The organism is Dokdonella sp., assembly GCF_017744955.1.
Taxonomy (GTDB): Bacteria; Pseudomonadota; Gammaproteobacteria; order Xanthomonadales; family Rhodanobacteraceae; genus Dokdonella_A.
Genome location: NZ_JAGIAG010000002.1, coordinates 720,440 through 746,656, shown reverse-complemented (window position 1 = coordinate 746,656; position 26,217 = coordinate 720,440). Strand labels below are relative to the sequence as shown.

17 protein-coding genes are annotated in these 26,217 nt (G+C 68.2%); 12 read left to right on the top strand and 5 right to left on the bottom strand.

Features of this window, described 5'->3' with window-relative positions; all coding sequences use genetic code 11:
- The first annotated feature begins 7 nt into the window (after window positions 1–7).
- Window positions 8–280 carry a metal/formaldehyde-sensitive transcriptional repressor gene (locus tag J7520_RS08275; RefSeq protein WP_291186469.1) on the top strand — a complete coding sequence of 91 codons (273 nt, stop codon included), beginning with the start codon at window positions 8–10 and terminating at the stop codon, window positions 278–280.
- A gap of 91 nt (window positions 281–371) precedes the next feature.
- On the opposite strand, the gene J7520_RS08270 is transcribed toward J7520_RS08275, so the two are convergent.
- Window positions 372–710, bottom strand: coding sequence for a YnfA family protein (locus tag J7520_RS08270; RefSeq protein ID WP_291186467.1), 339 nt, complete (start codon window positions 708–710; stop codon window positions 372–374).
- Between the two features lie 510 nt (window positions 711–1,220).
- Between J7520_RS08270 and J7520_RS08265 the strand changes: the two genes are divergently transcribed.
- The 3 genes from J7520_RS08265 (at window position 1,221) to J7520_RS08255 (ending at window position 4,212) form a co-directional block, all read left to right on the top strand.
- Window positions 1,221–1,778, top strand: coding sequence for a hypothetical protein (locus J7520_RS08265; RefSeq protein WP_291186464.1), 558 nt, complete (start codon window positions 1,221–1,223; stop codon window positions 1,776–1,778).
- Window positions 1,779–1,973: 195 nt separating this feature from the next.
- Window positions 1,974–3,590, top strand: coding sequence for an ABC-F family ATP-binding cassette domain-containing protein (locus J7520_RS08260; protein ID WP_291186461.1), 1,617 nt, complete (start codon window positions 1,974–1,976; stop codon window positions 3,588–3,590).
- 142 nt (window positions 3,591–3,732) lie between these two features.
- Window positions 3,733–4,212, top strand: coding sequence for a hypothetical protein (locus tag J7520_RS08255; RefSeq protein ID WP_291186459.1), 480 nt, complete (start codon window positions 3,733–3,735; stop codon window positions 4,210–4,212).
- 77 nt (window positions 4,213–4,289) lie between these two features.
- On the opposite strand, the gene J7520_RS08250 is transcribed toward J7520_RS08255, so the two are convergent.
- Window positions 4,290–4,688, bottom strand: coding sequence for a helix-turn-helix transcriptional regulator (locus J7520_RS08250; protein ID WP_291186455.1), 399 nt, complete (start codon window positions 4,686–4,688; stop codon window positions 4,290–4,292).
- A 481-nt stretch (window positions 4,689–5,169) separates the two neighbouring features.
- Between J7520_RS08250 and J7520_RS08245 the strand changes: the two genes are divergently transcribed.
- A complete protein-coding gene (locus J7520_RS08245) occupies window positions 5,170–6,756 on the top strand; it encodes a hypothetical protein (protein ID WP_291186452.1) in 1,587 nt (528 codons plus the stop codon).
- 75 nt (window positions 6,757–6,831) lie between these two features.
- Window positions 6,832–10,464: a hypothetical protein gene (locus J7520_RS08240; RefSeq protein ID WP_291186450.1), complete on the top strand. Its 3,633-nt coding sequence runs from the start codon at window positions 6,832–6,834 to the stop codon at window positions 10,462–10,464.
- Between the two features lie 116 nt (window positions 10,465–10,580).
- Here J7520_RS08240 and J7520_RS08235 read toward each other — a convergent pair whose 3' ends face one another.
- Together J7520_RS08235 and J7520_RS08230 are read right to left on the bottom strand one after the other, a co-directional pair.
- A complete protein-coding gene (locus J7520_RS08235) occupies window positions 10,581–16,166 on the bottom strand; it encodes a hypothetical protein (protein WP_291186447.1) in 5,586 nt (1,861 codons plus the stop codon).
- Window positions 16,167–16,486: 320 nt separating this feature from the next.
- Window positions 16,487–18,919 (bottom strand): winged helix-turn-helix domain-containing protein, encoded by a 2,433-nt coding sequence (locus J7520_RS08230; protein WP_291186444.1) that lies wholly within the window; start codon window positions 18,917–18,919, stop codon window positions 16,487–16,489.
- Window positions 18,920–19,109: 190 nt separating this feature from the next.
- On the opposite strand from J7520_RS08230, the gene J7520_RS08225 reads away from it, so the two are divergent.
- A complete protein-coding gene (locus tag J7520_RS08225) occupies window positions 19,110–19,436 on the top strand; it encodes a hypothetical protein (RefSeq protein WP_291186441.1) in 327 nt (108 codons plus the stop codon).
- A gap of 101 nt (window positions 19,437–19,537) precedes the next feature.
- Here the strand turns inward: J7520_RS08225 and J7520_RS08220 are convergent, their stop codons facing one another.
- Entirely contained in the window at window positions 19,538–20,962 is a 1,425-nt protein-coding gene (locus tag J7520_RS08220) for a nicotinate phosphoribosyltransferase (RefSeq protein WP_291186438.1), read from the bottom strand.
- Between the two features lie 315 nt (window positions 20,963–21,277).
- On the opposite strand from J7520_RS08220, the gene J7520_RS08215 reads away from it, so the two are divergent.
- From J7520_RS08215 to ligD, 5 genes are all read left to right on the top strand, one after another.
- Window positions 21,278–21,553, top strand: coding sequence for a cupin domain-containing protein (locus J7520_RS08215; RefSeq protein ID WP_291186564.1), 276 nt, complete (start codon window positions 21,278–21,280; stop codon window positions 21,551–21,553).
- Between the two features lie 10 nt (window positions 21,554–21,563).
- Window positions 21,564–22,439: a DUF72 domain-containing protein gene (locus J7520_RS08210; RefSeq protein WP_291186435.1), complete on the top strand. Its 876-nt coding sequence runs from the start codon at window positions 21,564–21,566 to the stop codon at window positions 22,437–22,439.
- 137 nt (window positions 22,440–22,576) lie between these two features.
- Window positions 22,577–22,729: a DUF3309 family protein gene (locus J7520_RS08205; RefSeq protein WP_345776905.1), complete on the top strand. Its 153-nt coding sequence runs from the start codon at window positions 22,577–22,579 to the stop codon at window positions 22,727–22,729.
- 107 nt (window positions 22,730–22,836) lie between these two features.
- The gene (locus tag J7520_RS08200; RefSeq protein ID WP_291186429.1) at window positions 22,837–23,712 is read left to right on the top strand and encodes a Ku protein; all 876 of its coding nucleotides are present in this window, start codon (window positions 22,837–22,839) and stop codon (window positions 23,710–23,712) included.
- 9 nt (window positions 23,713–23,721) lie between these two features.
- Complete coding sequence (gene ligD, locus J7520_RS08195) at window positions 23,722–26,202, top strand: DNA ligase D (RefSeq protein ID WP_291186426.1); 2,481 nt, start codon at window positions 23,722–23,724, stop codon at window positions 26,200–26,202.
- The last annotated feature ends 15 nt before the right edge of the window (window positions 26,203–26,217 follow it).

The window sequence follows — 26,217 nt, the reverse complement described above, 5'->3', positions numbered from 1 at the left end:
CGACAGCATGGCGCACGTCCAACGAGATCGAAAGAAGCTGCTGAGCCGAGTCCGCCGGATCCAGGGGCAGCTCTCCGCACTGGAATCGGCGCTGCAGGAAGACGACGACTGCGCCGCGGTGCTGGTGCAGATTGCGGCGGTCCGCGGCGCAGTGCACGGCCTCATGACGGAAGTGCTGAGCGCCCATCTGCAAGAGCACGTCGCGGGCGAGCGCGACGAGAAGAAGCGCAACCAGGAACTCGCCGCCGTGACCGCGTTGATCCGCACCTACCTCAAATGATCCACCGCCGCCCGCGCGAGTCGAACACGACGCGCGCGAGGTCGACTCGCCACCGACGTGCGAGCAAGCGCGTGCTGCGCGGCGCCGGCCGCTAAGGAACTGCGACCGAGCGGGGGCCGAACAGGATCAGTCCCGCGCCGAGCAGGCAGAGGCAGGCGCCGATGGCGTCCCAGCGATCGGGACGAACGCCTTCGACCTGCCACAGCCAGAAGATCGACGCGACGATGTACACGCCGCCGTACGCGGCGTAGGCGCGACCGGCGGCGCTGCTTTCCGCGAAGGTCAGCAGCCACGCGAACAGTGCCAGCGAGACCAGCGAGGCCGGCAGAATCCAGGCGCTCCTGCCTTCGCGCAGCCAGAGCCAGAAGCCGAAGCAGCCGGCAATTTCGGCCAGCGCGGCGCTTGCGTAGATCAAGGCGGTCTTGGTCATCGGACACCAGCATGTGAGCCGCGCGAGCGGGAACTGCCGCAGATGGCTCGAACGAGCGCGCGATCGGCTTGCGGCGTATGTGGCGAAGCAGGGTAGTCGCCGCCAACCCGAAAGAGAATCCCCGATGACGCTCCTGCCTTCGCGCTGGAAGTGCATGCGTTGCCGGAATCTGCGAAACGGAGAACATGCCCACGGCGACCGCCGGACCCACGGGCATCACGGGCTTCGCGGCAGTGTCGGCGGTGATTCGGCCGCACCTCGAGCCGTTCCGCTTGCGCGCGCTCCGGATGAAGGTATGCAGAGGAAGGAGGTCGCGGGAAAGGCGCGGTCGCTACCTGGCGACTGGAAGATTCTGGCGCTTTGTCCAGTTGCAGAAGTACTCGCCGCTTCGTACCTTCCGGCAGGGACTTCCGCGCGCGCTGCACCTGCATCCCCGAGGAAGAGCAACCGTGCTCGAGCCGGACTCCCGAGATCCGGCTCGCGACGCCTACCACACTGCATTGGAGCGACATGAACAAGCCCGGCTTCCGCCTGCTGTCCCTCGGACTGCTCTTGATGACGTTGAACGCCGCAGCCGAGGTTCCGTCCGAACCCGATTTCGAAGCCGTGCTGCGCCGGGACTACTACGAAATGCTGCAGCGTTCGGACGAAGCACTGCGCGACGAGAAGAACCCCAATGCATTCGCGCTGCAGCAACGGCTGGCCTGTGCCGGCAACCAGCCGAACCAGGCCGCGCTCGGCGGGCTGTATCTGGCCGGTCGCGGGGCCACCAAGGACGACCTCACCGGATATGCGTGGCTGAAACTCGCGGCGGCGTCGGGAGAACCGAAGTACGTCAAGCTGAGCGACGCCCTGGAAAACGCCATGACGCCGGAGCAGCGCACGCTGGCGGACGCCAAGGTGTCGAAGCTGAAATCGCTGTACGCGCCGGTTCCGACCCATATGAATTGCTCGCAGGTCAAGCTGCGCGGATCGCACCGGACGGAACTGCGCTGCGAGCCCGAGAAGTCGACGGAAAAACGCGACTACGTCTGGCTCAGACGGTGCGAGTCCGACGCGAAGAACTGACGCACGCGCGGATGCCGCGCCGGTTGCCGTCGTGCATCGGTCCTGTCGTCGAATCCGGCGAACCGCTATAGTTCGCCTCCCTCCCGTTCGCCGCTTCGAGGATCGTCCGATGCGCCAGTGATGCCGCCGTCTTCGCGACGGCCCGTTTCCGTCCATCCGTGCGGATGGATCGACACCGGCATGACTGGAGTTTCCGTGACCGAATCGTTGCTGACGCTGCAACAGGCAGCGTTCGCCTGGCCCGACGGCCAGTGCGTTTTCTCGAATCTCGATTTCCGACTCGACCGACGCCGCACCGGCCTGGTCGGCCGCAACGGCGTCGGCAAGAGCGTGCTGGCGCGCCTGCTGGCGGGCCGGCTCGCGCCGTCGAACGGCTGCTGCCTGCGTGCAGGAAGAATCCACTACGTGCCGCAGCAGATCGCCTGTCCGGTCGATGCGACCGTGGCCGCCGTGGCAGGCGTGCAACCCGTGCTCGACGCGCTGGCGCGCATCGAGGCGGGCGGAATGGCGCCCGCCGATTTCGACACCGTGGGCGACCGCTGGGACGTACGGCAGCAACTGAGCGTATTGCTGGAAGAACAGGGACTCGGCCACCTCGCGCCGGAACGCCCCGCCGCGAGTCTCAGCGGCGGCGAGCTGACGCGCATCGCCTTGCTCGGTGCATGGCTGACCGATCCCGACGTGCTGCTGCTCGACGAGCCGACCAACCACCTCGATCGCCCGCGGCGGCGGCAGTTGCTGGAAAAGCTGCGCGCGTGGCCGAAAGGCCTGCTGGCGATCAGCCACGATCGCGAACTGCTCGACGCCATGCAGCGCATCGTCGAACTCTCGCCGACCGGCCTGCGCGACTACGGCGGCGGCTACGCCTTCTACGCTCAGGTCCGCGCGCAGGAGCAAGCACATGCCTTGCAGGAACTCGACCATCGCAAGGCCGAGCAACGCCGCGGCGAAGCGGAGTTGCGCGAGAAACAGGAAAACCTGAATCGGCGGCAGTCGCGCGCCACGCGCGACGGGCGCGAGGCCAACCAGGCTGCGATCCTGCTCGGCGGCCGCAAGCAGCGCAGCCAGGTCAGCGCAGGAAAGCGGCAGCGCGAACGGGAAGGGCAAAGGGAAGCCTTGGCGCAGAGCGTGCGCGAAGCCGCGCAGCAGCTGCGCGACGAGGCGAACGTCGCGCTGCTGGCGCCGCAGCTGTCGGCCGCCGCGCAGCGCAAGGTGGCCACGTTGCAAAGCATCGTGCTTCCGTTCGGCGCCGCCGCCGGACGTCCGTTCGACCTGACGGTGCTGGGGAGACAGCGCATCGGCGTGACGGGCGCGAACGGTAGCGGGAAGTCCACGCTGTTGAAGGTGCTCGCCGGCGCGATCGCACCGGCGGCGGGGCGATGCACCGTGCACGTACCGAGCGCGTTTCTCGATCAGCAGCTCGACCTGCTCGACGCGGACCGCTCGCCGTTGCAGCAACTGCTGGCCGGGAACCCTTCCGCCACGCAGGCGGACTTGCGCACGCGGCTCGCGCTGCTCGGAATCGCCGGCGACGACGTGCTGAAGCCGGGCATGCAGCTCAGCGGCGGCGAGCGCCTGAAAGCGGCGCTCGCGTGCGCGCTGTACCGCACGGATCCCGCCGAACTGCTGCTGCTCGACGAACCGACCAATCACCTGGACCTGCGCTCGCAGGAAGCGCTCGAACGGATGCTGCTGCAGTACCGCGGCGCGCTCGTGGTCGTGTCGCACGACCCGGTGTTCCTCGAACGCATCGCGCTCGATCATCGGCTGCACATGGCCGCCGACGGCTGCCGCCTGGTTCCGATCGCCTGATTTCGCGATCGGCGCGCCGCTTCCGAAGTGCGCCGACATCGGCGCCCGCCGGTTTCGCCCGCCGCCGGACTTCGTCATCGATCGCATGGCACCATGGGCGCCCGGCGCAGCCGGAACCGCGTCATGGAACGAGGACAAGCCGATGCCGTACAAACTGTTCGCCTGGTCTTTCGCGATTCTGTCTTTCGCCACCGTCGCAAGTGCAAAGCCGCGCAAGAAAGCGCAGCCGGCCCCGGTGACGTCGGTGACGACGACCGTCAGCGACGGAGCCGAAAGCGTGACGCGCACGATCGGAAAATCGCTCGTGCTTCGCATTTCCAAGGAACATTCCGAAAGCTGCGGGCGGTTCGGATGGAACGTGGAGGTCACGCGCAAGGACGGTGCGCGTCAGCCGACGAACCTGATCTACCAGAACAAGAGCGGACACGGGCCCGACCCGTCGCAGGTCTACGCCTGGCACGTCAGCGAAGGGCAGTTCCTGCGCCGGCGCGAGCTTCCGGTCAGGGGATACCCGTACATGGTCACGCTGGATCTGAGCGACGTCGCGGTGACCGGAAAGGGCGCTGCGGCCTGCTTCGACCGGGCGACGCTGACGGTGTCCTGGCAGCGGAAAGAGCCCTAGCGGGTCGTCATCGGTCGCTGCCTCGCGAATCATCCGAGCAGCCGACCGAAGCGAAAGCGAAGACACCGCTCAGGCGTTCAGAAGAACGCCTCCATCCAGGCGAGGAAACATTCGCGCTTCCTCGTCGGCACACGCCGGAACGCCGTCAGCAGGCGTTCCTCGGTGAAATCCACGGCGAACGAGGCGGGCTCGATCGCCGGGATGTCTCCGCCTGCGGCAGCCACGGCTCCTCGTCCCGTGGCGAGCCATTCGAAGGACACGCCGCAGGTCACGGCGATCTCGGCGAGATGCGAGACCGTCGGCGAGGACCCGTCCGGCGATTCCCACTGCGCCACCGCACTCGGCCCCACGCCCGTGGCGCGCGCGAGAGACGCCTGCGTGACGCCGGCGATGCGCCGCGCGTGCTTGATGCGAATGGGAAGCGGGCCGGCGAACGCTCGATCGCTCGCGCGGCGCTTGCGTGCAGTGGCAGTCATTGTCGGTCCCCTCGGCGACAACAGAAAGGCTGAGTCTTCAGCGAAGCTGTTCGCATCTTCTCACTATCGCTGCGCGGCTCAAACTCCGGGCTGTTTTCGATCATGGCGCGGGATCGGACATGAGCGATTCTGAGTACGCGACGGATGGCCGCGGCGAATGAGTTTGGGTAGTTTCGGAATCCAAGGGCAATCGATCGCATCGCTCGTGCCCAGGGGCAACATCCGAGCGGCAGGCACCGCCGCGAATGGAGAGGGAAGGGGAGGGACGCGAACGGGAGGGGCGTCGTCGCGACAACGTCCGGAATGCCGGACCGCCGCCGGAACGCGCCTTCTCGCGCAGGCGAGCGAGAAACCCGCACGTCCATCCGATATCGATTTCACCGTGCGCCGCAGATGCAGCCACGAGGCCCGGCCTCGCGGTCACGGCTCGTCGCGCTCCGTCGAAACGACAGGGGCGCATTGCGTCGAAGGAGGAACGACCATGCGTGAGATTGACGATGCGATTCTTCATCCGATCATCTACGTTCGCGGATACGCGATGACGGCGGGCGAAAAGGACCAGACCGCCGCGGATCCGTTCTGCGGATTCAATGTCGGCTCGACGGTGTATCGGGCCGTCGCCGACCGCGCCAAGGCGGCTCAGCGCTTCTATTTCGAATCGCCCCTGGTCCGCCTGATGACGGACTTCGGCTACAGCCACGCGTATCAGCGCGGGCTGGACATCCTCAGCCCCGAAAGCGACGGCGTGCTGCCACGCAAGTGCATCGTCATCCATCGCTTCTACGACGAGACGGCGCCGCTATTCGGCGGCGAGCAGGAGGCTTCGCTTGAGAACTTCGCGAAGGGTCTGTCGGACCTGATCCTGAAAATCAGGGAGCGGGTCTGCGCCGATCCGAAGAACGGCATCACCAAACGCCAGTTCCGCTGCTACCTCGTCGCCCATTCCATGGGCGGTCTGGTCTGCCGGGCGCTTCTGCAGAATCGACGCTACGGCGACCCAGCCGCACGCAGCGCCGTCGCCAAGTTCTTCACCTACGCCACGCCGCACAACGGCATCGACATGGCCGGCATCAATGTGCCGTCCTGGCTCAGCCCGTTCGAGATGAACACGTTCAATCGCAAGAACCTGGCGAATGATCTCGATCTCGACGCGCAATTCCAGAAGCGCGGCCGCGTGGACTGGTTGCTCAAGGACGCAGGGCTGCCGATCGAGAATGTCTTCTGCATGGTGGGAACCAATCGCAACGACTACGACGTCGCGGCCGGACTCTCGCGCGCATTCGCGGGACACGGAAGCGACGGACTGGTCAGGGTCGAGAACGCCTGCGTGTGCCAGCTGGACACGGACAGTGACGAACAGACCCAGGCCGCCACGGCCTACGCCTACCGGTCCCACTCGGGACCGTTCGGCATCGTCAACAGCGAGGAGTCGTACCAGAACCTCACGCGCTTCCTCTTCGGAGACGTCCGCATCGACGTCTGGGTCGAAGTCGAGCAGGTGACCCTGCCTGCCGCGATCGACGGGCAGCGGGAAGTGGAAGCCCTGTATCAGTTCGAGGTGCTCGCCTCCCCGCGAGGAAAGCCGTGGTATCTGACGCGGCGGGTCGCCGAGGAGGATTCGGTGGCGTGTCGAACCCATACCGAACTCACCTCGCCCGGGCCGTCGCCTGCCGGCGATGATCGCCACCAGGTATATCTGTCCACCGTCTTCCTCGCCAAAAGCGAACGCGTGGACCCCAGCCGGGCTTCTCTGGCTTACAGCCTGACACTCGGCGTACGCGTGCCGGACTACGCAGTGAAGGGCAGCCTTTGGTTGAAGGAACACTACGAAGGGACCTATCTCTTCCGCGACACGATCATCGTGGAAATCTCCCCTCCCGCCGACGACGCGGGAAATTGGGTCGTGAAGTACGGATGGCAGAGCAAATCGCCCTCGGCCGCCAGCGAACCGCTCGCAGAAGGACAGCTGGGCGACGACACCAGGCTGAAAGTGCCGTTCGACAGCCGGCTCACACCGGGCATGCGCGGCAGTCTCGTTTTCCGCGTGCGTGCGTGGAACAAGCCGTAGAGCTGCCGCGCAGGAAGTAGGGAGCGCCCGATGCAACGCCGGGCTCGAAGAATCGCATCTCTCGAAGGAAGCGCCATGGATCTTTCCCGCCGATGGTTTTGGTTGGGGCTTCTCGCTTCTCTGGGCACGGCGGCCGCTGCATCCGCCCCACCCACAGCGGCAACGCCGGAGAACTGGAATCTCAGTCGCCTGCAAGACAACCATTGCGACAACGCGGACAACGCCACCATCTGGGTTGCCTGCAATTCCCTGTTCACGAGAAAGCTGCTGAATGAGATTTCGCGTAGCTCGTCCACGTTGGCCGACACGGCCGCCGCTCTGAAGACCGACGCGAACCGGAATCACCAGGAGAGCTTGCGGCGTGCCGATGAGACCGCCGATCAATTGAAGACGCTGATCGGAAAACTGGACAAGGCACCTTCGGACGTGACGCCTGCCTTGTCGAGAATCGCCAGGGAAATAGCACAATCCCGGCAGGCCTACGAGAAAGCGCTCGCTGCTTGCACAGGGCAGGGAACGTGCGGAGTCGACGCAACCGTCATTCGCGAACGGCTGGACGAGCTGACGCGAAAGGTCGACCAGATCCGGACCGAAGGGTTGAGCGCAGCCCAGCGCTCCCAGGCCATGGAGGATTCCGCGAAAAAACAGGCGGCTGACGCTAAGTCACCACCCATCAAGGCACCATCGCGGCAACTCGACCCGAAGGCTGCCGTTACCGACTACTACCCGGACGCGAGCTTCGACGCCGTGCTGATCGCGGTTCCCGATCCTCGCGTACCGCGGCATCGCAGAAGCTACGAATATTCGCTGGAGGCAATCATTTCCGGCATGTCGATCGCGGGATTCGACATCGACCGATACTACTTTCCGTGGCAGGAATACGCCAAGCTCGACGCGATCGCCGATTCTGCCAGCGATTGCACGTGTCGGTCGGCGGACTGCTCGGGCGAGTGTTTCGGGTTGATCACCTTCCGACGCGACACCTGGCGCGATGCTCCGAAGGAAGCGACACGAAAGGAGGCGATTCGTCTCGCCTATCTGGTTCCCGAAACGACGACCTATGGAATACCCAAGGACATCCTGCAGTCGATTCGGGAGCATCGGAAAGCTCGCGCTTCCTCGCCTCCTTCGGTCTGGCACCCTCGATGCGGTGACGCGCAGCGAGCCGACGAGCGCATGTTGATCGTGGGGCCGTCGTACTCCGGCTCGGTGAATTCCTGGAGCAATGCTCTTTCGCGGGATGCGTCGTCGACGCATTCGGTGCCTGCCACGGTGTGCTTTCTATCTTACGCAGCAACGGCGACGTCCAACGAGCGCGTCCAGGCGCCTGGATGGCAGGTCTCGTATCAGCCGTTGGCCAGGACCGACGAAGAGAAGATAGGTACCTTGTTCTCACTGCTGGACCTGCAGAACTTCGCCGTCGACGATCTGGCGTTCGTCTACGAGGAATCCACCTACGGCGTCGGCATCAGGAGAGAGGCGCAAGCAGGCTGCAAGCCGAGAAACCGGAAGGAGTCCTGTGAGAACATGCGATTCGTGCCGTTCCTTTCCAATCTCTCGGAGATCCGCGCACGCCGGGCCGCGATGTCCAATCACGCGTCTCCCGGGCCGCTTGGAATTGCAGCGCGCTCGAGCAGCCTGCTTCCGCTCGACGATTCGGTCGAGAACGGCTCCGAGTACCCGACCAGTCGGCAGTCGCCCCTGAGTTCGGCTGCCGCCGAACTGACCCTGGGCCGGCTGTTCCGCACGTTGAACGCCTCCGGCCGACGAAATCCTCCGCGCATGATCGCCATTGCGGCGACCGACGTCCGCGACCGTCTCTACCTCGTTCAGCAGTTGCGGCGCCAGGTACCCTCCGCCTTGCTGGTCGACCTGGAGGCCGATACGTTGTTGTCGCATCCGGATTTCGTCAGCGCGACCCGCGGAATGCTGCAGCTGCAGTCCGCATCGCTTCAGACCGGTAGCGGCGACGAGATCGTGGCGTTCCAGACGGACGATCAACACTTGTTGCGCGATGCGATTTGCACGCTCCAGCCGCGGCGCTCTTCGAACGAATGCTCCGCCCGCGAAAAGAACGAGCTCGATCGAGGGGCGAGCGAAGCCGAGCCTGTTCAGGCCGCCATCGTCGGACGGGACTGGTTGCAGCCCTTCAACTATTCGCGCACGCCCAATCCCCTTCGCGTTTCGGTCGCCTGGATTCGCGAACGAGCACATGTGACGACGGCGATCGTCCTCGTGCTGTGCTGGTTCGGATTGCTCTGGGCGGGCAGGAATGCCGAATCGGTGTCGCGTCGGATGCTGGGCCATCTCGGAACGGCGCTCTGCGTCGCGGCCATCGCCGTGCTCATTCCCGCCTCGCTGGTCGGCGTATTCGTCGTCGGAAAGGCGATGACGCAGATCGGCTCCACGAGCCATCCTCTCGACGCCTGCCTGGCACTCGGCCTGGTCGCCCTGGCTTGGGGCACGCGGCGGTGGGTTCGATTCGAACCTGCCGAGGCGGATCTGCCGCGCCGTCTTCAGTTCGCCGCGGCGGTCACGGAATCGTGGAGCATCCGCCTGGCGTTCACGGGCATTCTGCTGGCGCTGTTTGGCATGGCGTTCGCGTTGCCGCCGCTGGTGATGTCGATGTGGGCGCCGCTCGACGGCAACCAGATGCTGGACCTGAGCATCGTGACCGGCGTGGCGGTCGCGCCGCCGTTTCTCGGCGCGCTGACGTTGTGCGCGATCGCTCTCATGATCCTCTCGACCGTGGTCGGCCGGCGCGCCCAGGCCCAACGCATCTGGTCGGCCTGGGAAACGCGAATCGGTGTGCCGAGCGTGCACTCGGCGAACAGTTCCACGGCGCCTTTCGTCGCCGTGGTATGCCTCGGCGCGCTGCTGTTCGTGATGCTCAAGTCGTATCCGCTCGCGGCGAACGCCTGGGCTCCGATGTACGACGGGGCCTACTACTTGTCGGTAATCGCCGCCACGATCGTCTCTTCCGCGTGTCTGACGATGTGCGTCTCCATGTTCGAGACGATCGTGCGCTCGCTCAAGTACGTTCGATGGTATGCGACCTGGCAGATGCCCAAGCAACCGCCCGGCGCGACGGAAGCGGCGCCATCCGAAGCGGCGGGTGCATCTTCGAAGACCAAGCCGCCACCCGGCCCATTCGAACGAAAGTGGTCCGCTTTCGAGCCCGCGCTCGTTCCTTTCGCCATCACTCCGATACTGTGCCTGCCAGCTGCCTGGGAACAAGTCCACGGCGCGCCGAAGACGCCTGACGGAAGCGACGGACGAGAACATCCCGACATCGACACGTTCGACAATCGCGCGTCGTTGGCGCGCCTGTTCTCGCGCTGGATCTGGAACATCCGCAGCCTGGCGTTGCTGATCTTCCTCAACTGCTTCGGAATCGTGCTCCTCATCTACTCCTATCCCGTCCCGAGCCGCGATCTGCTGCTCCTGATCACGATGGGGATCATGGTCGCGACGTCGCTGTTCTGCGTGATGGCGGCGATCTATTTCGAGCGCGACAGCATTCTCAGCCGCATCCTCTGCGATCGCGCCGGCGGGATCCAATGGTCCTGGACCTTCGTGATCACCCTGGTGCTTCCGTTCCTCCTTCTGGCGATCATGATCCTGATCGCGGAAGTCCCCGGAGTGCGCGAGTGGACCGGCAGCTACCTGGCTCCCGTGCTCAAGTTGCTCGGCTTCAATGCGGGATGAGTTCGGGGATTTTCATCCGTTCGCCCGCCGCTCGAGGAATCGAGCGCTTCATGAGTGAAAAAGCGATCCGGCCGCGGCACGCGACCGGATCGCCTCGATGACGTTCGACCGATCCGTCAGCGCGCCGCCTCGAATCCGTCGGCGAAGATCGTGTCGTTACCGGCTGCGGTCACGGTCAGCGAGACCGGCACCCGCGCCAGCGGCTCCACGCGATCGTTGCTGAACACGCACAGGTTGGCCTGGTACGTTCCCGGCGTCAGGCCGCGCGCGTCCAGGTCGACGGCGACCTGCGCCTGCGCTGATGGCGGCGTCGTGCCGGCCGTCTGCTGCACGCGCAGCCACGGCACCTGCGCAGGCACGGCGCAGTCGCCACCGGGCACCGCGATGCTGAGGCCGTCGATGCGGGTCGGTTCGCCGTCGATCGACAGGCCCGGGCCGAGCAGCGCCGCGGTACCGGTGACGAGGTTCACCGTGTACAGCCGGCTGCCGTTGGCGAAGTAGAGGACGCCGGTGGATTCGTCGAAGTCCGCGCTGAAGTTCGCGCCTTCGACCGCGACGCCGAGCGGGCCGACGATGGCGGCCGCGCCGGTCGTCTTGTCGATCGCCACCAGGGCGTTGTTGAAGTCGTCGATGCCGTACATCGCCCCGTCCGGCGCCACCGCCAGCGCGCGGATGCAGACGGCCGTCGCGGCCTGGATCGGGCCGACGCGGCGCAGCTGCGCCGTCTCCAGGTCGACGGTGTACAGGTCGGAGGCCACGGTGGAGGTGCAGTTGCCGACGTCGGCCGCGGCGGTCGCGAACATGGTGTCGGTGCGGCTGTCCCAGGCCATCGCCGTCCAGCGCATGTAGGGCGGCTGGTGCGAGTTCACCGGCAGGATGTCCGCGATGACGGTGGGTATCAGACTGACCGTGTCCGACCACGACAATCCGAAATCGCCGCCGACGCCGCCGATCTCGTAGACACGCGTGAAATCGTTGCCGGCGAAGGCGGCAATGAGGAAATCGCCCGACTGCATCGGCACGCCCACGCCTTGCACCACGCGATCCGGGCGGCTGGCGTCGAAGGTGATCGCTCCCATGCTGAAGCCGTTCCAGTGGTTGCGCGCGTTGGCGTAGGCGGGCACGTCGAAGACCGAGTTCGGCGTGCTTCCGTTCGTCGCCGGGCGGTTGGCCGTCGGCCGGTAGGCGTGCTCGCTCGAACGCTCCAGTTCCGGCAACCACGGAACCAAGTCGACCGGCGGGAAATGCGCCTGTGCCTGCGCTTCCTTCAGCGACCAGGCCAGGTCGATCTCGCCGGTGTTGCCGATGAGCAGCGAAGCATGCGCCTGCTCGCCGCTGCCGGCGCGCGCCTGGATCGCCGCCGGCGCCAGAGCCAGCCGCGGCGCGCCGACCTCGACCAGCACGTTGTTCCAGGCTTGGCGCGGAACGTCGACCGGCGTCCAGGTGATCACCTGGCCGTCGCCGAGAATCGCGCTGTCGTAGGAGTACTCCTGGTACAGCGGGTTGTCGGAGATCGGCGTGAAGCCGATCAGTCCCACCGTGGCCGACCCGCCGAAATCCGGACTCGGATCGGCGGCGACGTCGAACGCCAGGTCCTGGTAGACGTAGTGGATGCGGCCGGTGCCTTCCTCCAGCACCACCTGGAAGGTGATGCCGCCGGCCGGGCTCGGCGTGTAGGCATGGTCCTTGTCGCTCCACTGCACGATCAGGCGGCGGTGCGGAGCTTCGCCGAGCGTGGCGAAGTAGATCGCGCCGTTGCCGCCGAGCAGATCCCAGTACGCCGCCAGGCTGTTGTAGCCGTAGTACGGAAAGCTCATCCCCGCCACCGCGGCCATCGGGTCGTTGTCGCCCACCAGCGGCGGCGGCACGACGTTCGATTGCGGGCAGCCGTCCGGATCGTCGGCCGTGCGCAGCGACAAGGTTCCGCTGTTGTTGATGCACAGGACGCTGCCGTCGCCTTCCTGGAAGTACTGGCCGTAGAAGCTGATCGGGAAGGGCAGTTCGCTCAGGCGATGCACGCCGAGGGCGCCCAGGCTCAGCTCCGCGCCGATCGTGCTGATGTCGGTGAACGTGACGCTCGCGTCCGAGCCCTGCTCGTAGCCCGGCAACGACGCGGTGGCGTTCCAGGTGAAGCGCGGCACCTGGTCCTCCGTGCCGGCCGCCGCGACGTGGTGGTAGCGGAAGCTGCCGCCGGGCGGCACCGGCTGCTGCAGCAGATTGAACAGCCGATCCCAGCCGTAGTACTCGTACTGGAACGGCGCGTAGGTCAGCATCGTCAGCGTGTGGTAGTTGAGCGTCACGTCGCTGTGGTTGACCATCGTGAAGCAGTAGTTGACCGGCTCGCCCGGCGTCACCGTGATGTTCGTCGCCGTGCCGCAGGCCGGCGGCGGGTCGGTGCTCACCGTCACGCGCAGTTCGATGCCGCCTTGTTCGCGCGATTCGTTGGTCAACGCGAAGCGGGTCTGGAGGCCGTGCGCGGTGGCCGTCACCACGTAGCTGCCGGCGGTGCCGTTGGCACGCGCGGCGATCGCCGCCACGCCGTCGACGTCGGTCACGGCGCTGGCCTGCGCCAGAATCGCGCCGGCTCCGGAAGCGGGCGCGGCGAAGCTCACCTCGACACCGCTCACCGGCCGTCCGTCCGCATCGCTCACGCGCACCGACAGCGGCGTCACGAAGCCGGTGTCGATCGCCGTGCTCTGCGGCGTACCGCCGCTGGGCGTCAGCGCCGCCGGCTGGTGGAAGCGCGCGATCACCGCGCAGTCGGCGAGGATGTGCCCGGTGGTGTAGGTGGTTCCGGCGAGGGCGCCGCCGCAGCCTTCGACGCCGGCGAGGTAGTAGCCGGCGTCGGGCGTCAGCTCGAAACTCGTCGTCTGCGCGAACAGCACCGACTGCGGCGCCGCCGGAACGATGGCGCCGTGAGCGCCGGCGGCGGGAAGCACCGTGTAGGTGATCGTCTCCAGCAGGAACTCGACGGTGATCGCGCAATGCCCGCCGACCGGAGCGGTGGTGTAGACCAGTCCGTCGAGCGAACCGCCGCAGCCGGTCACCGCGCCGATGACGTAACCCGGATCGGGCACGATGGTGAAGCGCACCTGCTCGCCGGGAGTGGCCTCCTGCGGCGTGTTCGGCGTGATCGTTCCGTTCGCGCCGGCCAGCGGCGTGACCACGAAGGCGTCGACGTCGACGCGGCCGTCGCTCTTCAGGCGGGCGATGCCGCGGCGCGGGAAGCTGCCGATCTGGCTGAAGTAGCCGGCGACGACGATCTTGCCGTCGCTCTGCAGGGCGATGTCCTTGACCCAGGTGTTGGGCCGCGCGTTGAAGAAGCTGTCGTCGAGCGCGCCGTTCGCCTGCAGTCGCGCGAAGTTCGGCCGCGCCACGCCGTCGACGGTACCGAAGCCGCCGCCGATCAGGATGTGGCCGTCGGGTTGCACGAGAATGGCCCTGACGCCGCCGTAGCCGCCGTCGATGCGCGCCACGAACGCGGGATCGCGGGTGCCGTTGGGCAGCATGCGCACGAGCTGCGAGTCGACCGGCGAGCCGTCGCCGAAGTCGATGCGCGCGAACGCGCCGACCAGATAGCTGCCGTCGTCCAGCCGGCGCAGCGCAGTGACGTCGTTGATCGTGTCGCTGGCCGGCAGCATCGCCTGCAGCGATCCGTCGGCGTTCAGGCGGCCGAGATAGCCGCCGATCGACGAGCCGCCGCCGATCAGGATGCGGCCGTCCGGCTCGAGCACCATCGCGGCGACGAGGATGTCGTCTTCGACGCCGAAGTCCACGTTGAAGCCGGTGTCGCGCGTGCCGTCGGAACGCAGGCGCACCAGGTTGACCGGCGAACCTCCCGCGACCAGCTGCCGTCCGGCGGCGAGGATGCGGCCGTCGGGCTGCACGACGATCTTCTCGACCAGGGCGTCGGGCCCCAGCGCGGCGACGAACGCCGTGTCGCGCGAGCCGTCGGCGTTGTTGCGGATCAGGCCTTCTTCGCCGCCGATCAGGATTTTTCCGTCCGGCTGATCGGCCACCGCGTAGACCACCGAGCCGCCGGTGTTGCCGGCCTCGTACAGGCCGGTGCCGTCGGCGAAGTTCGCCTCGGCAGCGCCGTCCGACGGACTCAGCCGGGCGAACTTGAGCCGGTCCAATCCGCCGATGCGCGTGAACCAGCCGCCCGCCACGATGCGGCCGTCCGGCTGGATGTCGATCGATTCGACGTTGGCGTTGGGCGCGGGATCGAACACCACGTTGGCTTCGGGCACGAAGCTGGCCGACACCGTGCAGTCGCCGTAGACCCAGCCGGTGAGATAGACGTTGCCGCTGCGCAAACCCTCGCCGCAACCGGACACGGAGGCCAGCGCGTTGCCGGCGTCGGGCGTGAAGCTGAAGCTGACCTTGCCGCCTTCGCCGACCGATTGCGTCGTCGCCGGGGTGGCGCTGCCGCCGTCGCTGAGACGCAGCGCGACCGACAGCGGCGCCGAGGTGCCGTTGTCGAGGCGGCCGTCCGGATGCAGGCGGGCGAGATGATGGCGCGTGAGGCCGTTGATCTCGTCGAAGTGCGCGCCGAGAGCGAGCTTGCCGTCGGCTTGCAGCGCCACGGCGTAGACCGGTAGCGCATTCATCTCGGGGATCATGAAGCCCGCGTCGAGCGTGCCGTCCGGGTTCAACCGCGCCATGCCGCGATGGGGGACGCCGGCGACCGACGTGAGCGATCCGACGATCGCGATCCTGCCGCTGCCGTCGCGGACGATCGACTGGACTTCGCCCCTGACGTAGGGCACGAAGCTAGTGTCGACGCTGCCGTCCGCGTTGATGCGCACCAGGACGCCGCGATCGACACCGCCGAACTGGAGACCGTAGCCGCCGCCGGCGAGGATCTTTCCGTCGGGCTGGAGTTCCAGCGCGGAAACGCTCGAACCCGACGGCGCCACCGGCAGGGGCTGGGCGGTATCGGCCTGACCGTCGGGCAGCAGACGCAGCAGCGTGCCGTAGCCGGCGACCACGATGCGTCCGTCCGGCTGCACCGCGAGGTCGTAGATGAAATCCGTGCCGGCGGCGAGGCTGCCGGCGTCGAAGCTGGCGTCCAGCGTGCCGTTCGCGTTCAGGCGCGCCAGATTGACGCGCGGCTGGCCGCCCATCGTGGCGAACTTGCCGCCGATCAGGATCCTGCCGTCCGGCTGCACCGCGATCGCCTGGATCGTCGGCGTGCCGCTGCTGGCCGCGTCGACGAAACCGCTGTCGACGCTGCCGTCGGCGTTGATCCGCAGCAAGCCGCCGTTGCCCTGGGCGCCCATGCCGCCGATGAGCGCCTTGCCGTCGGGCTGCACCGCGATGGCGAGGACGTTGCGCGGCGTCGACGCGTTGTGGAACGCGGTGTCGACCGCGCCGTTGGGCAGCACGCGCGCGTAGTGGTTGCGCGGCTGTCCGCCGACGGCGGTGAACATGCCGGAGATCAGCAGGCCGCCGTCCGGGAACGCCTCGACTTCGTACACGTAGCTGTTGGCGTCCGGATTGAACGCCTGCGCGACGCCCGTGCCGGCCAGAACCAGGCAGGCGGTCGACAGCAGCGCGGCGGCCGTCCTCGACCAGAAACCCGCGCGCCGACGCCCGGCGGCGGATCGGCCACGAGAGAGGGGTGACGCCCGCCCGCCGCGGTCGCCGCTCCCTCGCGGGAGCGCCGGCACGGCGTCGTTGTTGTGGGTGCAATCGTTCATTCGGATTTCCAAGGAGGAGGTTGCTGGCGCTGCCACCGGGGCTTCGTGACACGGCCCCGGACCTGGTGCCATCCGCGTCGGATGTACCGGACGGACTGTGCAAAACCTTTACGGGTCAGGCACGTGACGGACATGACAGGCGATGACAGGCGGTGACGGAGGGTGCTCGGCACTGCTCGAACGCTGACCCGCACTGCCCGATGCGCGAGCGCCGCCGGCATCGCGGCGGAGCAGGGTGGGGAAGGCGTGTGTCAGCCGGGCGACAACGCGGCCGCCACGGCCGACGGCGAGCGCGCTCGTCCCATTGCGGACACGAAGGCTCAGCCGACCACGGGCTGCACGGCGAGCCGCGCGGGAACGACCCGCTCGCCGGCGAGTTCCCGGGCCCGGCCGAGCGACGAGCGCCAGGCGTCCAGGCTGCCGAGCGCATGGAAGACCTTGACGCGGATCAATGCCGATTCGTAGTCGTCGTTCGCCCAGACCGCCACGCGTCCGGCCAGCTCGGCGGCCTTGTCGCGCCGCTGGTGAGCCAGCAGCCAGTCGACGTACGACTGCGCCACCATCGCCACCAGCACCGGCAGCCCGACGTCCTCGGCCTTCGCCAGCGCCCGGTCGAACGCCGACTGCACCGCGTCGAGTTCGGCTTTCTGCTGCGCCGCCCACTCGGCCCTGGCCAGCAGGAAGACCGCGGAGACGCCGTCGCCGTCCTGCGGCAGCCAGCTTTCGATCCGCTCCGGCTCGGCATGCCCCTGGGCGATCAGCGCGCGCTGGCGCAGCAGCACCAGATACGCGTAGCGATCGAACGACGGAGCCCTCGGCCACGACTCCAACGCGGCGTCCACCGACGCGACGGTCTTTTCCGGCTGGCCCAGGCGCGAGGCGAGTTCCGCCTGCATGTCGTGGAGGTAGCGCCGCGTGCCGGGGCGCAGGTCGTGGAACCGGCGCTGCGCCTCGTCGATGACCTCGCCGGCTTCGCGGTAGCGCCCGACGCTCATCAGCACCCGCGCCTGGCGGTTGAACACGACCAGGCTGAGGCCGGGATCGCCGATCCGCTCGCGCGACTGCCATTGGCGTTCGGCGAGCGGCAACACGTCCGCCCAGCGCAGCAGGTCGGAATAGACGTCGATCAGGATGCTGCGCAAGGTGACCACGCGTTCCACCACCCCGAACGCCTCGTAGCGCTCGATCGCGGCGTTCAGGTGCGGCAGCGCCAGCTCCAGGCGATGGCGGACGATCTGCAACTGCCCGAAGCCGGTTTCGATGTGCGCCACGCGCAGGCGGTCGCCCGACTGCTCGGCCAGCAGGTAGGCGCGGCCGTAGTCGGCCAGCGCGCCGTCCGGATCTTCCAGCGCGACACGGGTCAGGCCGCGCCGGGTCAACGCGTCGCACAGGTCCAGCGGCGCGGCGCCGGTGTCCAGCGCCGTGACGGCGGCATTGAAATCGGTGATCGCCTTGCTGAAATCGGAGCGCCGGAAGTTCAGGTTGCCGCGCAGGATCAGCGCCCGGCCGCGATGGACGTCGTTCGGCGCCAGCGACGGATCGGCCAGCAGCTTCTCGACCGCTTCGGCCGCCTGGTCGTAGTGCCCGGCGCGAAAGTCCAGCTCCGCCAGGCGAAAGCGCAGCTCCGGCGCGAACGGAGGCGCGTCGGGAATCGCATGCAGGATGCTGCGCGCCAGATCCAGCTCGTTGGCCAGCGACGCCGCCTGCGCCTGTTGCAGGCGCTCGCGCGTCGCGTCGGTGTCGGCGGCGGGGTTCTCCTCGTGCGGCGGCTCGTGCCCCGTCGCCGCCAGCAGCAGGTCGGCCGCCGCGCGGGCCGTCTTGATGGCGTCCGCGCCGCGCGCCTCGACGCGGCGCTCGACGCCGCCGGTGTTCGCCGCGGCCAGCTCGATCGACCACACGCCCTCCGCGCGGGTCGCCTTGCCTTGCACGATCAGGTCGCCGCCCAGCACGTTGCGTATGCGCGCGTAGTTGGCCGCGTCGACCGACAGGTCGGCGCCGTGCAGCGCGGTGACCACGGTCTTGCTCGGCGAGACCCGCAGGCCCGCCACGCGCAGGCGCTCGGCGACCAGGTCCATCGCGCCCAGCTCCAGCCAGGCGGATTCGGAAGGTGCCTCGACCACGAACGGCAGCACGATGACGGCGTTGTCCGCGGTCGGCGTTCCTTTGGCCGGCGCAGGCGTCGGCGTTGCGTTGTCGAAGTGACGTCCGACCGCCCAGACGCCCACGACGGCGACCAGCAACGCGAGCGCGGCATACTGCCAGCGCCACTTCGCGCGCACGGCACGGCCGGCAGGGTTTTTGGACGGACGCGACTCGACAGGCGCTTCCGACGGAGCCGGCGATGGCGTCGGCACGGCAGCCGGCGCCGGTTTGGCCGTGGCGTCCTCGACCGTCTTCGTCTCGCGGGCGTCCACTTCGCTGATCCAGCGATAGCCGAAGCCCGGCACGGTGCGGATCAGGCGCTGCGTCTGGGCGTTGTCGTCCAGCGCGCGCCGGGCGCGCGCGATGATCTGATTGAGATGCCCGTCGGTGACTTCGACGCGGCCCCACACCGCCGCCACCAACTCGTCGCGGCCGACGGCCCGGTCGCGATGCTCGATCAGGTAGGCGATGCTGTCGAAGATGTAGCGATTGACGGACAGCAACGCGTCGCCGCACCAGAGTTCGCGCTCGGCAACCTTGACGCGAAACCCTTCGAATGAGTACTCCAGCGCAGCCACCGACGTCAGCAACCCCCACCGCGACGGAGCCATAGTAGCTTTTGCCATCCGCAACGGGCAGGGGCTTGCCCCGCGGCTTCCCGACGTGCTCGGTGCGGGCCCGATCGCCTCGACCCGGCTCCGCGTTCGGCGCTGGACGGGAAACCCTCGCGCCGCGCGCCGGGTCGGGGTGAATTAAGCCGGCGGGTCGCAGCATGGCCTCTCCGATTCACCGGAGATCGCCATGAAACGTTTCACGACCATCCTCGCTTCCGCCGCGGCCGCGCTCGTGTGTTCGCTCGCCCTGGCCCGGAACGATACGCCGCCGACGTCGCCGCCCGTCGACGAACAGCAGGCACAGGCCGAAAGGAACATGGAAGAACAGATGATGAAGCATCCGACGCGGCCGACCAGCACCTTCGACCAGCTCGACGTCGATCACCACGGCTATCTGACAGCGGCGGACAGGAAGAAGGACCCCTGGCTGGCGAAGCACTTCCAGCGCTGCGACACCGACGGCGACGGCCGGCTGACCCGGATGGAATTCGACGCCTGCACGAAGACCGAGTAGGGCGGCGTCCGCCAGCCCCTCGTGACGGGGCAAGAATGTGGTCGAAGGATGTGGTCTAGGGATGTTTGTTTGGAGGTGTGCGAGCGAGCGCCGCGCGGCGCTCACAGCCGGTTCGCGTCCGCCCGCTCGCGCACCTCGGCGAAGGTCCAGTCGTGGACGATGCGGCCGTCCTCCCAGATCGTCACCATCGCGTCGTCGTAACCCATCGGCCGGCGCACGTCCGCCACCGAGTCGGCCTCCGCCGGCACCAGCTCGGTGCGGTAGCCGCCGTACTCGCGATGGCGCAGCAAGGTCATGCGGCCGCGCTTGCTCTGCTTGCCCTTGTCGGTGACCGGGTCCTTGTACACGTCGATCCAGCGACCGTCGATGCGCGCGGCCGAGCACTTCAGCGCGAACTTCTGCGTGTCGCGGTCGAGCCGCTGCAGCAGCGCGCCGCCCATGCCGAAGGTGACGTTGTCGGTGGCGTAGCCGGCGCTGGTGACGCGTTCGAGGATCGCGCGGAGGCTGTTCGGATCGACGCCGTCGCCCTGGATCACGCGCACGTGGCGGAGCAGCTTGTAGCCCTTCGCGTTGACGGTGTGGCCGAACGCCTCGTCGAGCAGTTCCAGGCACTGGTGCACGACGGCGACCGGATCGCCCGAATCCGGACGGATCACGATCGTCGCGCCCGAATCGACGACTTCCTGCTTCAGCGTCTTGCCCCAGTGCTCGCGGATCGCGTGGAAGATGTCGTAGCTGTCCGACACCACCGCGACGATCGCGCCGGGCCTGGCGAACTGCCGCAGCATGTTGCGGTAGGCGAGCACCTCGTTCTCGCGGCCCCAGCTGGTGATCGTGCTGTGCTCGGCGGCGGGAATGGAGAACGCCGCCATCGGCTCGTGGTAGTGCGCCTTGGCCAGCTGCAGCGCGGAGACGGTGTCGGTGCCGCGGAAGTTGACCAGGTGCGCGGCGCCGCCGATCGCCGCCGATTCCACGCTGGACACGCCGCGCGAGCCGAAGTCGTGCAGCTTGAACGGCAGCTGTCCTTCCGGGTCGTCGCTGGTGCGCTCGAGGAAGCGGCGGATGGTCTGCTTGGCGTGCCAGCTGATCGTCGCGACGGTGACCGGATACCAGATGCGCAGCAGCATCGTCTCGAGGTACGACGGCAGCCAGAACGCCTGCGGATCGGTCGACTCGATCGTCATCAGCACGTTGTGCGTCGGCACCACCGAGCCCTCGGGCACCGCGCGGATGCGGATCGGCAGCAGGCCGCCGTGGCGGTCGACGATGTGGCGCCAGCCGTTCTCGTTGAACGGCTCGCCGTGCGCGGCGAAGAGGTCGCGCGCCTCGTCGACGTCGGCATGCGTGACCGGCTTGGCGAGGTATTCCTTCAGGATCGCCTGCAGCCCGAAGAACACGGTGCGGTCGTAGGTGCCGCCGCGCGACTCCACGTAGAAGAAGGTCGCGTCGGTACCGGGCGGGTATTGCAGCCAGTGGCTGACCTTGTAGCTGTCGGTGTTGAGCAGCAGGTTGTCGAGACACTTCATGGCGAAACTCCTTCGGCCGATCGTGCCTGCCGACGGCCGGCGTTGTCGAGCGAGGCGGGGCAGGCGGCGACACGCATCGACATTCGCGCCGCGCGCGCCAGCGCCGATGCTGGCACGCCAGTTGCTGCACACGCAGCGAAATCGCGAACGCCCGAACCTTCACCGCGTGCGCGTTCGTCACCGGCAATTGGCCGCGACGGCGACGCACGATCGACGTCGATATCGACGAGGAGTCCGCACGTGCAACGCAAACGACTGCGCTTCGAAGACGACTTCCGCGTCGCATTCGCCAACGGGCGCGCGCAGGCCGCGGAAATGACCCTCGCCGTCGGCGGCCGCGAAGGCGGGCCGGACAACCGCCACGTCGGCGCGGACCAGTGGCTGTTCGTCGTCTCCGGCTGCGGCCGCGCGCGCGTCGGCGGCCGGACGGTGCGCCTGACCGAAGGCGTGCTGCTGCTGATCGAAAAGGGCGAGCGGCACGAGATCCGCAACACCGGCGACGAGCCGCTGCGCACGCTCAACCTGTACGTGCCGCCGGCCTACGACGCGAGCGGCGAGCCGCTGCCGCGCGGCCGCTCGAATCGGGCGTGAGCGCTTCGCGATGCCGGCGCGACACGAGATCCGCATCGGCATCTCCGGCTGGCGCTACGCGCCGTGGCGCGGCGTGTTCTACCCGCCGGGGCTGGTGCAGCGGCGCGAACTCGAGTTCGCCGCGACGCGGTTCGACTCGATCGAGGTCAACGGCTCGTTCTACGGGCTGCTGCGCCCGGAATACTACGCACGCTGGTACGCGCAGACGCCGGACGATTTCGTCTTCAGCCTCAAGGCGCCGCGCCTGATCACGCACCTGCATCGCCTGCGCGACATCGAAGAACCGCTCGGCCGCTTCTTCGCCTCGGGCGTGCTCGGCCTCGGCGAAAAACTCGGCCCGCTGCTGTGGCAGTTCCCGCCGCGCATGGCCTACGACGAAACGCGCTGGAAGGACTTCCTGTCGATGCTGCCGAAGGACACCGACGCCGCGCGCGACTGCGCCCGGCGCATCGGCGCCGACGTCGATTCGACACCGCCGCGCCGCCGGCTCCGCCACGCGGTGGAAATCCGTCATCCGAGCTTTCGCGACGAAGGCTTCATCGCGCTGCTGCGCCGCCACCGCGTCGCGCTGGTGGTCGCGGACACCGCCGGGCGCTGGCCGTACCTCGAGGACGTGACCGCCGATTTCCTCTACCTGCGCCTGCACGGCGACCAGGAACTGTACGTCAGCGGCTACACCGACGCGGCGCTGCACCGCTGGGCCGCGCGCATCGAACGCTGGGCCGGCGGCGGCGAACCCGACGACGCGGTGCGCGTCTCGGCGAAGCCGGCCGCGCCTGCTCGGCGGCGCGCGGTCTACGGCTACTTCGACAACGACGTCAAGGTGCGCGCGCCGTTCGACGCGCTGCGCCTGCGCGCGCTGCTCGGGCTGGACGCGCGAACCTGACGCGGCGACGGGGAAGAAAGTACCTGGCCCAGTGATTTTTTTCATTCCGCCGCGCGCTCGTGAACGCGTACGGCCGTGCTGGCACGACTCGTGATTGGCACGACTCGCCCTCAACGCAGAAGGAGTCCGCCATGTCGCTGTCCTGGATCGTCCTCGTCGTCATCGTCCTGCTCCTGCTGGGCGCGTTGCCGTCATGGCCGTACAGCCGCGCCTGGGGCTACTACCCGAGCGGCATCCTCGGTGCGATCCTGGTGATCGTGCTGGTCCTGGCCCTGCTCGGACGCATCTGAGCGTCCGCGGGTTCCGGTCCGGCGCACGTCAGGCCGGCTTCAGGCGAGGAGTCGCATCGTCTGCGGGCCGCCGGCCGGTTCCCGGCGGGATCGAACGGGAGAGCACCATGGCGCGAGCGATCTGGAGCGGGACTCTTTCCTTCGGGCTGCTGCAGATTCCGGTGAAGCTGATGTCCGCCGAGCGCCGCACGGATCTGCATTTCCGCATGCTCGACAGCCGCGACAACGCGCCGATCCGCTACGAACGCGTCAACAGCGAGACCGGCGACGAGGTGCCCTGGAAGGACATCGTCAAGGCCTTCGAATACCGCAAGGGCAACTACGTCGTGATCGAGGAGGAGGACCTGCGCGCCGCCGCGCCGCAGAGCCACGAGTCGGTCGACGTCGAAGCCTTCGTCGACGCCGGTTCCATCAGCCCGCGCCATTTCGAAAAACCCTACGTGCTGGTGCCGGGAACGAAGGCGCAGAAAGGCTACGTCCTGCTGCGCGAGACCCTGGCCAAGGCCGGCAAGATCGGCATCGCGCGCGTCGTTGTGCGCACGCGCGAATACCTCGCCGCCGTCATCCCCGAAGGCGACGCCTTGGTGCTGATGCTGGTGCGCTACGCGCAGGAGCTGATCGACCTGGACGACTTCGAGCTGCCGAAAGGCCCCGCGGCCGACTATCGCGTCACGCGCAAGGAACTGGAGATGGCGCGCCAGCTGGTCGACTCGATGGCCGGCAAGTGGGATCCGGCCGACTACCAGGACGAGTTCCGCACGCGCCTGCACGAAGTCATCGAGAAGCGCATGCGCAGCGGCAAGACCGTCACGCCGCCGGAAACGGAAGAGGCTGCGGAAGAGGCGACCAACGTCGTCGATTTCATGAAGCTCTTGAAGAAGAGCCTGGAATCCAAGCGCCCGCGCGAATCCCGCCCGGCGAAGAAGACCAAGTCCAAGCCGGCGGCGAAGAAGGCCGCTCCGCGGCGCCGCCGCTCGGCGTGACGCCTGGTCATGAGCCTGCGCGAGTACGCCCGCAAGCGCCGCTTCGACGAAACGCCGGAACCGGCGGCGCCGCGCAAGCGGGCGAAGCGGGCGGGCGGTGAGCCGATCTTCGTCGTGCAGCTGCACCACGCGCGCGCACGGCACTACGACTTCCGCCTCGAGGTCGACGGCACGCTGAAGAGCTGGGCGGTGCCGAAGGGACCGTCGCTGCGTCCCGGCGAAAAGCGCCTGGCGGTCGAGGTCGAGGATCATCCGCTGCCGTACGCGAACTTCGAGGGCGACATCCCGCAAGGCCACTACGGCGCCGGCCACGTGGCGATCTTCGATCGCGGCACCTGGCGCGCCGAAGGCCGCGCGCGCGACGCGCTCGCCGCCGGCCACCTCGACTTCGCGCTGGACGGCGAACGCCTGCGCGGCCGCTGGACGCTGGTCCGCACGCGCCGGCAAGGCCGGCAGCAGCAATGGCTGCTGTTCAAGCGCAACGACGAGGAAGCGCGCGACGCCGAAGCCGACGACCTGCTCGACGAAGCGCCCGCAACACCGGCGAAGCGACCCGCGCGGCGCCGCGCTGCGGGCAAGACGGCGAACGAGACCGCGAGCCGCTGGCACGACAAGGCGGCCGCGCTGCCCGGTGCGCGTCGCCACGCGTTGCCGGCCGGCTTCGCGCCGCAGCTGTGTTCGCAGCAGCCGACGGCGCCGCGCGGCGAGAACTGGCTGCACGAGAGCAAGTGGGACGGCTACCGCCTGCTCGCCGACCTCGACGGCGGCAAGGTCCGGCTGCGCTCGCGCAACGACCTCGACTGGACCGACGAGCTGCCCGAGATCGCCTCCGCGATCGAGGCGCTGCCGGTCGCCAGCGCGCGGCTGGACGGCGAGATGGTCGCGCTCGACCGCAACGGCCGCAGCGATTTCTCGGCACTACAGCAAGCACGCAAGAGCGGCGCGACCCAGCGCCTGCGCTATCAGCTGTTCGACCTGCCGGCGCTGGAAGGCGTCGACCTCACGCGCGTCGCGCTGATCGAACGCAAGGAACTGCTCGAAGCCCTGCTGAAGACCAGCCGCCGCCGCACGCTCGGCTACAGCAGCCACGTACTCGGCCACGGCCGGGAAGTGTTCGAAGCGGCGCGGCGCCAGGGTCTCGAAGGCATCGTCAGCAAGCGCATCGACGCGCCCTACGTGCAGGCGCGCTCGTCGACCTGGGTCAAGGTCAAGCACGCCAACACGGACGAATTCGTCGTCGTCGGCTACACCGCGCCGAAAGGATCGCGCAGCGGCTTCGGCGCCTTGCTGATGGCCGCACGCGAGGGCCGCCGCCTGCGCTACGTCGGCCGCGTCGGCACCGGCTTCGACGACGAGACGCTGCGCTCGCTGCTGCGCCGGCTCCAGCCGCTGCGTCGCCGCGCCGCGACGATCGAGCTGCCGGCGCACGTGCCGCTGCGTGACACCGCCGTGCAGTGGGTGGAGCCCACGCTGGTCGCGGAAGTCGAATTCCGCGGCTGGGCGAAGGAAGGACTGCTGCGCCAGGCCAGCTTCCTGCGCCTGCGCGAGGACAAGTCGGTGGAGGATCTGGACATGAGCGAGAAGCGCACGACGAAACCGGCGCGCGGCAAGCGAAGCACGGCGACCGGCGAAGTGACGATCACGCATCCGGAACGGGTGGTCTATGCGGACGCCGGCTACGTCAAGCAGGACGTCGCCGACTACTACCGCGCCGTCGCCGCGCGCCTGCTGCCGGAAATCGCCGGACGCCCGCTGTCGATCCTGCGCTGCCCGGACGGCGCGGGCGGAACGTGCTTCTTCCAGAAGCACCACGCCGGCACGCTCGGCGCGCACGTGCGCTCCGTGCGCCTGCGCGAGAAGAGCGGCGGCAGCGACCACTATCTCTACGTCGAGGACGAGGCCGGCCTGCTCGAACTGGTGCAGATGAACGTGCTCGAATTCCATCCCTGGGGCTCGCGCATCGACGATCCGGATCGGCCCGACCGGCTCGTCTTCGACCTCGATCCCGATCCGGGCATCGGCTGGCCCGCGCTGGTCGCCGCCGCGCGCGACGTGCGCCGCCAACTCACCGCGTCGGGGCTGGAGAGCTTCGTGCGCCTGTCGGGCGGCAAGGGCGTCCACGTGGTGGTGCCGATCGCGCGCGGCCCGCGCTGGGAGGAGGCCAAGGCGTTCTGCGAAGCGTTCGCCGACGCGATGGCGACGCGCGCGCCGCAGACCTACGTGGCGACGGCCAGCAAGGCCAAGCGCCGCGACCGCATCTTCATCGACTGGCTGCGCAATGCGCGCGGCGCGACCAGCGTGGCGAGCTGGTCGCTGCGCGCGCGTGCCGGCGCACCGGTGGCGATGCCGCTGCGCTGGCCGGCGCTGGCCGCCGCGAAGGGACCGGCCGCCTACGATCTGGAGGCCGCGAAGCGGCGCGCGCGTACCCTGCGCGAGGACCCGTGGGGCGATCTCGACGCGCTCGCGCAGACCCTGCCCACGCTCGACTGATCGGCGCGGGAGGAT